Origin of the sequence: Synechococcus sp. CS-1329, assembly GCF_025128055.1 — a bacterium.
GTDB lineage: Bacteria > Cyanobacteriota > Cyanobacteriia > PCC-6307 > Cyanobiaceae > Regnicoccus_A.
In genome coordinates, this window is record NZ_JAHLYS010000016.1 from 80,578 (window position 1) to 88,145 (window position 7,568).

Annotated in this window: 8 protein-coding genes; 2 read left to right on the forward strand and 6 right to left on the reverse strand. The window is 66.6% G+C overall.

Features of this window, described 5'->3' with window-relative positions; genetic code table 11:
• Window positions 1-20: 20 nt before the first annotated feature.
• Window positions 21-1,655, forward strand: coding sequence for a chaperonin GroEL (groL, locus tag KQ304_RS03085; protein WP_259735647.1), 1,635 nt, complete (start codon window positions 21-23; stop codon window positions 1,653-1,655).
• 172 nt (window positions 1,656-1,827) lie between these two features.
• Here the strand turns inward: groL and msrB are convergent, their stop codons facing one another.
• From msrB to gpmI, 3 genes are all read right to left on the reverse strand, one after another.
• The gene (msrB, locus tag KQ304_RS03090) at window positions 1,828-2,307 is read right to left on the reverse strand and encodes a peptide-methionine (R)-S-oxide reductase MsrB (protein WP_399228244.1); all 480 of its coding nucleotides are present in this window, start codon (window positions 2,305-2,307) and stop codon (window positions 1,828-1,830) included.
• A gap of 81 nt (window positions 2,308-2,388) precedes the next feature.
• Window positions 2,389-2,619 (reverse strand): preprotein translocase subunit SecG, encoded by a 231-nt coding sequence (secG, locus tag KQ304_RS03095; RefSeq protein WP_259735649.1) that lies wholly within the window; start codon window positions 2,617-2,619, stop codon window positions 2,389-2,391.
• Between the two features lie 21 nt (window positions 2,620-2,640).
• Window positions 2,641-4,215, reverse strand: coding sequence for a 2,3-bisphosphoglycerate-independent phosphoglycerate mutase (gene gpmI, locus KQ304_RS03100; protein ID WP_259735650.1), 1,575 nt, complete (start codon window positions 4,213-4,215; stop codon window positions 2,641-2,643).
• Between the two features lie 232 nt (window positions 4,216-4,447).
• Between gpmI and pyrR the strand changes: the two genes are divergently transcribed.
• The gene (pyrR, locus tag KQ304_RS03105) at window positions 4,448-5,011 is read left to right on the forward strand and encodes a bifunctional pyr operon transcriptional regulator/uracil phosphoribosyltransferase PyrR (RefSeq protein ID WP_259735651.1); all 564 of its coding nucleotides are present in this window, start codon (window positions 4,448-4,450) and stop codon (window positions 5,009-5,011) included.
• A 5-nt stretch (window positions 5,012-5,016) separates the two neighbouring features.
• Here the strand turns inward: pyrR and KQ304_RS03110 are convergent, their stop codons facing one another.
• The 3 genes from KQ304_RS03110 to KQ304_RS03120 all read right to left on the reverse strand — a co-directional run.
• Window positions 5,017-5,238 (reverse strand): ferredoxin-thioredoxin reductase variable chain, encoded by a 222-nt coding sequence (locus KQ304_RS03110; protein ID WP_259735659.1) that lies wholly within the window; start codon window positions 5,236-5,238, stop codon window positions 5,017-5,019.
• Window positions 5,239-5,308: 70 nt separating this feature from the next.
• On the reverse strand, window positions 5,309-6,139 hold the full coding sequence (locus KQ304_RS03115; protein WP_259735652.1) for a hypothetical protein: 831 nt from the start codon (window positions 6,137-6,139) through the stop codon (window positions 5,309-5,311).
• A 117-nt stretch (window positions 6,140-6,256) separates the two neighbouring features.
• A partial coding sequence (locus tag KQ304_RS03120) for an Hsp70 family protein (RefSeq protein ID WP_259735653.1) occupies window positions 6,257-7,568 on the reverse strand: 1,312 nt, incomplete at its 5' end.

The window sequence follows — 7,568 nt, forward strand, 5'->3', positions numbered from 1 at the left end:
TAGAAAACCAACAATTCTCCATGGCCAAGCGCATCATTTACAACGAGAACGCCCGCAGGGCCCTCGAAAAAGGCATCGACATCCTGGCTGAGGCCGTCGCCGTCACCCTCGGTCCCAAGGGCCGCAACGTGGTGCTCGAGAAGAAATTCGGCGCCCCCCAGATCATCAACGACGGCGTCACGATCGCCAAGGAGATCGAACTCGAGGACCACATCGAGAACACCGGTGTCGCCCTGATCCGTCAGGCCGCCTCCAAGACCAACGACGCCGCCGGTGACGGCACCACCACCGCCACCGTCCTGGCCCACGCCATGGTCAAGGCGGGTCTGCGCAACGTGGCCGCCGGCGCCAACGCCATCACCCTCAAGAAGGGCATCGACAAGGCCTCCGACTTCCTCGTCAAGAAGATCGAGGAGCACGCCAAGCCGATCTCCGACTCCAACGCCATCGCCCAGGTGGGCACCATCTCCGCCGGCAACGACGAAGAAGTCGGCCGCATGATCGCTGATGCGATGGACAAGGTGGGCAAGGAGGGCGTGATCTCCCTGGAAGAAGGGAAATCGATGACCACCGAGCTGGAGGTCACCGAGGGCATGCGCTTTGACAAGGGCTACATCTCGCCCTACTTCGCCACCGACACCGAGCGGATGGAAGCGGTGCTCGAAGAGCCCTATATCCTGCTCACCGACAAGAAGATCGGCCTGGTGCAGGACCTGGTGCCCGTGCTGGAGCAGATCGCCCGCACCGGCAAGCCCCTGCTGATCATCGCCGAGGACATCGAGAAGGAAGCCCTCGCCACCCTGGTGGTCAACCGTCTGCGCGGTGTGCTCAACGTGGCCGCCGTCAAGGCTCCCGGCTTCGGTGACCGCCGCAAGGCCATGCTCGAGGACATCGCCGTTCTCACCAACGGTCAGCTGATCACCGAGGACGCCGGCCTCAAGCTGGAGAACACCAAGCTGGAGATGCTGGGCACCGCCCGCCGCATCACCATCAACAAGGACACCACCACCATCGTCGCCGAAGGCAACGAGGCTTCGGTGAAGGCCCGCTGCGAGCAGATCCGCAAGCAGATGGACGAAACCGACTCCTCCTATGACAAGGAGAAGCTGCAGGAGCGTCTGGCCAAGCTGAGTGGCGGTGTGGCCGTGGTCAAGGTGGGTGCCGCCACCGAAACCGAGATGAAGGACAAGAAGCTGCGCCTGGAAGACGCCATCAACGCCACCAAGGCGGCTGTTGAGGAAGGCATCGTTCCTGGTGGTGGCACCACCCTGGCCCACCTGGCTCCGGCCCTGGAAGAGTGGGCGGCTGCCAACCTCACAGGCGAAGAGCTGATCGGTGCCACCATCGTGGCCTCCGCCCTCACCGCTCCCCTGATGCGCATTGCCCAGAACGCCGGCGTCAATGGCGCCGTCGTGGCTGAGCACGTCAAGGGCATGCCCTTCAACGAGGGCTACAACGCCGCCACCGGCGAGTATGTCGACATGCTGGCCGCCGGCATCGTCGATCCCGCCAAGGTGACCCGTTCAGGGCTGCAGAATGCCGCCTCGATCGCCGGCATGGTGCTCACCACCGAGTGCATCGTGGCTGACATGCCCGAGAAGAAGGAAGCAGCTCCCGCCGGCGGCGGCGGCATGGGCGGCGACTTCGACTACTGATAGCCAGCGGCGGAGCGTTTCAAGCGCTCCGCCATCCGGTTCGATTCAAGGGGAGGGAGGCATCGCCTCCCTTTTTTTTGTTGATCAGGTTTTGTGCTGGACAGGCCGGATGATGGTTGCAGCGCCGCTGCTGCGGCGCTGGCTCTGGGTTGATCCAGCTGGGGGCGGGGCTTCAGCCGGCCTTGAACTCCAGGGCCACGCCGTTGTTGCAGTAGCGCTTGCCTGTGGGCCGGGGCCCGTCGTTGAAGACGTGACCCTGGTGGCCGCCGCAGCGGCTGCAGTGGTATTCGGTGCGGGGCACCAGCAATTTGAAGTCGGTTTTGGTGGCGATCCCCCCGGGCAGGGGCTGAAAGAAGCTGGGCCAGCCGGTGCCACTCTCGAATTTCGTCGAGGAGCTGAACAGGGGCAGGCGACAGCCGGCACACAGAAACGTTCCCTGACGCTTCTCATTGTTGAGCGGGCTGCTGAACGGGCGTTCGGTGCCTTCGCGCCGCAGCACGTTGTAGGCGGCGGGGCTCAGGCGCTTGCGCCATTCGTTCTCGCTGAATTGCCAGTTGGGATCAGTGGCCTTCGAGGCTGCCTCGGCCTGGCCCCCTCCCCAGAGCGAGCCCAGCAGCACGGCGAAGGAGGCCAGCAGGCCGCGGCGTTTGATCGGATCCACAGGTCAAGACGGAGGGGAAGGGAGCAGGTGCGCTGGATGCCTGGTCTGAAGCGGGAGCATCAAGCGGCCAATTCAGCGCAGCCAGCCGGCACTGAGCACGACCGCCAGACCGAGAAACAGCCCCAGCAGGGTCCAGCTGATGCGATTGAGGGTGTCCTCAGCGCTGCGGGCGCTGCTGAACATCGAGCCGCCGCTGCTGGCCAGGCCACCCATGCCATCCCCCTTGGGGCTATGCAGCAGCACGCTGCCGATCAGCAGCAAGCCCACGGCAGACCAGACCCAGGACAGAACGGTGGTAAGCATGCCTCCAACTTAGCCAACCGCTCAGGCCTGGAGGGCTCCAGCCAGAGCAGCCTTGGGGCTCACCAGCTCCAGGGGCTCCACCAGGGATGTGCCCGTCATGCTCGACGGCTGGGGCAGCCCCAGAATCTGCAGCAGGGTGGGGGCGATGTCGGCCAGGCCGCCACCCTGACGCAGCTGGGGAGCGGCCCCGTGGCCTCCGAGCTTGCGCTTTTCACCTTCCACCAGGATCACCGGCACCGGGTTGGTGGTGTGGGCCGTCCAGGGGCGGCCATCATCCCCTTCCATCAGCTCGGCATTGCCATGATCGGCGGTGATCAACAGGGTGCCGCCCATGCGGTTGGTGGCCTCCACCAGGCGGCCGACGCAGTGGTCCACCGTGGCGATGGCCACCTCGGTGGCATCCATCCGGCCGGTGTGGCCGACCATGTCGGGGTTGGCGTAGTTGATCACCACCAGCGAATAGACGCCCTTGTTGAGGGAAGCGATGCAGTGATCGGTGAGCTGGTCGGCCGACATGGCCGGCGCCTGGTCGTAGGTGGCGACCCGTGGGGATGGCACGAGATGACGATCCTCGCCGGGGAAGGGTTGTTCGATGCCGCCGTTGAGGAAGTAGGTGACGTGGGGATATTTCTCGGTTTCGGCGGTGCGCAGCTGGCGCAGGCCGTGGGCCGAGACCACCTGGCCCAGCAGGCCGTCGAGGGATTCCGGCGGAAACGCCACCGCCACGGGCAGGCCCAGTTCGTACTGGGTGAAGGTGACCACATGCAGTGGGCTGATGCGCTGGCGCTCGAACTGGTCGAACTCGTCGAGCACCAGGGAGCGGACCAGCTGGCGTACCCGGTCGGGCCTGAAGTTGAAGCAGATCAGCCCATCGCCGGGTTTGAGGACGCCGGCGGCCAGGCGCAGGGGTTCGAGGAATTCGTCGTTGATGCCTTCGGCGTAGGACGCCGCGATCGCCTCCTGGAAGGAGTGGGGGCTGATCTCTCCCTCTTCACTCAGCAGGCGGTAGGCCTTCTCGGTGCGCTCCCAGCGGTTGTCCCGGTCCATGGCCCAGTAGCGGCCGCAGACGGTGCTGATCCGCCCCACCCCGGCGGCCTTCACCTGGGCTTCGATGCACTCCAGATAGGGGATCGCGTTCTGGGGCGGCGTGTCGCGTCCGTCGGTGATCACATGAATGCAGACGTCGCGGAGGCCGCGGGACGCGGCCCACTGCAACAGGCCACCGAGATGGCTGATGTGGCTGTGGACGCCGCCGTCGGAGCCGAGCCCGAGCAGGTGGAGGGTGCCGCCGTCGCGGAGCAGCCGATCCGCCAGCTCGTTGAGAGACGGGTTGGCGGCCAGTTTGCCGTCGCGCACGGCCTTGCCGATCCGCACCAGTTCCTGGCGGATGATCCGGCCGGAGCCGATGGTGAGATGGCCCACTTCGGAATTGCCCATCTGGCCATCGGGCAGGCCCACGTCTCCGCCACTGGCCTGGATCAGGGTGTGCGGATAGGCCTCCCAGAGGGCATCCATCACTGGTGTGCTGGCACCTTGAACAGCGTTATGACGGGCCTCCTCTCGAAATCCCCAGCCATCGAGGATGGCCAACACCACGGGAGGGACGGCGCCATCTCGACCACGGGCCGTGGCTGACTCCCTGCCAGAGGAAAGGGGTGGAGATCCGGAGGTAGGAATTGCGCTCACCCTGACTTCCCGAATGGTCATTCAAGCGTCTTCCAGGGTCAAGTTACACCTGAAGCCCGGTGAACCAGGCTGCGCAAAGGGGTCGTCAGCTTTTGGCAACATTCTTGCGTCCATACGATGGAAGGCCAGACTTCACCACCTTGTGAACACCCCACCCGCGGCGTCCTCCGACCAGCGGCGGCTTGAGATCCTCTCCGCCGACGATCTCGCCCGCACCGTGCGCCGCCTGGCCTCCCAGGTGCTCGAGGGGGTGATCGACAGCCGTCAGCTGCTGCTGCTGGGCATCCCCACCCGGGGGGTGGCCCTGGCCCGGGTGCTGGCCGAGCAGCTGCAGGAGCTCTGTGGTCACCCGATCGACCAGGGAAGTCTGGATCCCACCTTTCACCGTGATGATCTGGAGCGGGTCGGCACCCGCCTGGTGGAAGCCACCCACCTGCCCTCCGACATCGAAGGACGCCAGCTGGTGCTGGTGGATGACGTGATTTTCACCGGCCGCACGGTGCGGGCGGCGCTGGATGCCCTGCACACCTGGGGTCGCCCTGACCTGGTGCGGCTGCTGGTGATGGTCGACCGTGGCCACCGGGAATTACCGATTCAGCCCGATTTCTGCGGCCGCCTAGTGCCCACCAACCGTCAGGAGTCCATTCAGCTCTGTCTGCGCCAGACCGACGGCGAAGACGGCGTCTTCCTGATCCGGGCCGGCTAGGCCCTTCAGCCCACGGCTTCGAGCTCGTCGGGGCGGAAGTGGGCGCGGAAGCGTCCGAACACCACGATCACCGGCAGGGTGGGACTGATGGGCTTGCCTTTCCAGTCGTCGAGCACCTGCAGCACTTCACCCTGCTGCCCGAGAAGATCGAAGGCCTTGCCGCGGTGTTCCGGATGGGTGTAGACGACCACACTCTGGCAGACCTTGACCTGTTCTCCGGGCTTCATGCGCAGGGGATCCAGTGGAAGAGCCAATCCTGTCATGGGCGTCAGAGCTGGGGGGTGAACCGGGTTGAACTCAGCGGCGGCAGGTGGTTTCCGGCCCTGATTCCACCACCCGTCCGCCCAGTTCGTCGCAGGCCTTGGTGAAGGCGGTCCACTCGTCGACGCCCGTGGCCAGCTGACGCTGAACGGCGGCATTCAGGCTGGCGATGGGCACGCTGTCGATCGGCTGCTCCCCATGGCTGTGGTGCTCCTGTTCCTTGCTCTTGAGCCCGGCAACCGCCTGATCCACCTGCTGGCGCAGGGGGGCGGTGGCGGTGGTCCACCAGGGGTGATCGATCCGGTTGAGGGCCTCAAGGGCTTCCCACCAGCGCTTCTCAGCCACCAGCTTCGTGGCCCGTTGCTGCTGCAGCTCGTTGCGCGCCCAGAATTCGCGCAGGTTGTCGCCGAGGGCGGAGCCATCGGGCCGCTGGTCCTCTCCCATCGGTTTGAGCAGGGCGAGGGCTCCCTCCAGGTCGCCCTGCTGGAAGCGCGTCAGGGCCCGGTCCTTGAGGCCCTGTTGCCAGGCCAGCAGCTGCTGACGGTCGGCTTCGGTGCCTGCCCCTGAATTGGCCAGCAGGAGTTGCAGCTTGAGAGCCTCTTCAGGCTTCTGCTGCTGCCAGAGCTGTTCGGCCTTGGCCCTGCGGCAGCGGCCCTGATCTTCTGGATAACGTCCGCTCAACCAGCGCAAGGAAGCCAGCTGATCGCTGTAGCGGATGCAGGCATCGAGACGGCCGTCCCTGGCGGCCTGCTCCAGCCGTCGTGGCAGCTGGGATTCCCACCACCAAGCCCCACCCACTCCGGTGGCCACCAGGCCGAGGGTCAGAGCCAGCCAGAAGCGAGGAAGCCTGTGGCGGCGGATGGCCAAAATGGCGTGTTAGTTATAATAATTCTCTCTATACGCAACCGGGCCCAAAACACCTCCATGGGGTGCAGCCAGCGTGTCGTCCACTACCCTCGGGCCCGCTTGCAGCGCACGAAAACATCAGCGCACCACTCCGAGCACCCTGGTGCAGGTCGGGTTGCCACCGAGCAGGTCTTCACACTCGAGCAGCAACTGGCCATCGGTGTCGATGCTGAAGCGCAGCCGCAGCCGGTCGAGGCCGCAGCTGCCGGGAGGATCGAGGCTCACCGGGGCCGGCTGCCGGCTCCAGGGCTCCGTTCTGGCTTCGCCAGCGGGTCGCCGCCGCACCTGGGGCAGACCATCGATGAAGACCACTTCACTGCGGTCCTCCTCGATCGGCTCTCCGAGCACCAACTCGAGGCTGCTCTGCCCATCGCGGCTGCAGCTGAGCACCATCTCCAGGGGCTGATCAGTGGGCCAACTCTGGCCGGCGAGGAAGAGGGGATGCCAGCGATGCTCCCTGCCGCGTTGGTCCCAGCAGCGCAGCGACACCCCCCGGGCCAGCACGTCCTTGAGCCGCACCCCCGGGGTGAGGGCGAGGGCACCGAGGGCCACCGCTTCCACGGGCCGCTGGTCGCGCACGGGGATCGGCCCGCAGCGCTCCGCTAGCCAGTGGCGAATGCTGGGCAGGCGACTGGTGCCTCCCACCGGCAGCACCGCGTCGATCTGCTCGAGGCCCAGTCCCCTGGCCCGTGCTGCCGCCAGCACCCGCTCCAGCAGATCGTCGAGCAGCTGCAGCAGACCCCGCTGGCGCAGCAGCTGATCAAGCTGGGTCCGATCGAGGCGCAGGCTGCGGCTGCCGGCTGCCGCTGAGCTCCAGACGCCTGTCACGTTCTCGGCCTCGCTGAGGCCGCACTTGAGGCGCTCGCTGATCTCCAGCAAAGCGGGATCCTCCCCCAGGTCCGGAGCGAGGCTTGCGGCGATCCAGCGGTCGATGTCGCGGCCACCAAGGGAGGCTCCGGCCTTGCCGATCACCTCGGCGCAGCGCAGAGCCTGGCGGCCGCCATCGAGGTCCCGGCCACCGAAGCGCAGCAACTGGGCGATCGGCGCGGCCCGTCCCTCTCCGCCCTGGAGGGCCACGAGCGAGAGATCGATGGTGCCGCCCCCCAGATCCACCACCAGCACCCGGCTGCCCGCCGGCAGGCCCGCCCCGATGGCAGCCGCGGTGGGCTCATCCACCAGCGCCACCTCCTCCACGGGGATCAGGCTGCTGAGTTGCTGCAGCCACTGGCGATAGCCCCGGTACCCCTCGATCGGGGCGGTGAGCACCAGGCGGCTGGGCTTAACGCCTGCGGGCAGGGCCTGCCACAGGCGGGTGATCAGCAGGCTGCCGGCCTGCTCCGGTGTCAGGGGTTCACCGCTGGCGGCGGCGGCGGCCGCCGCCGGCCCGGAC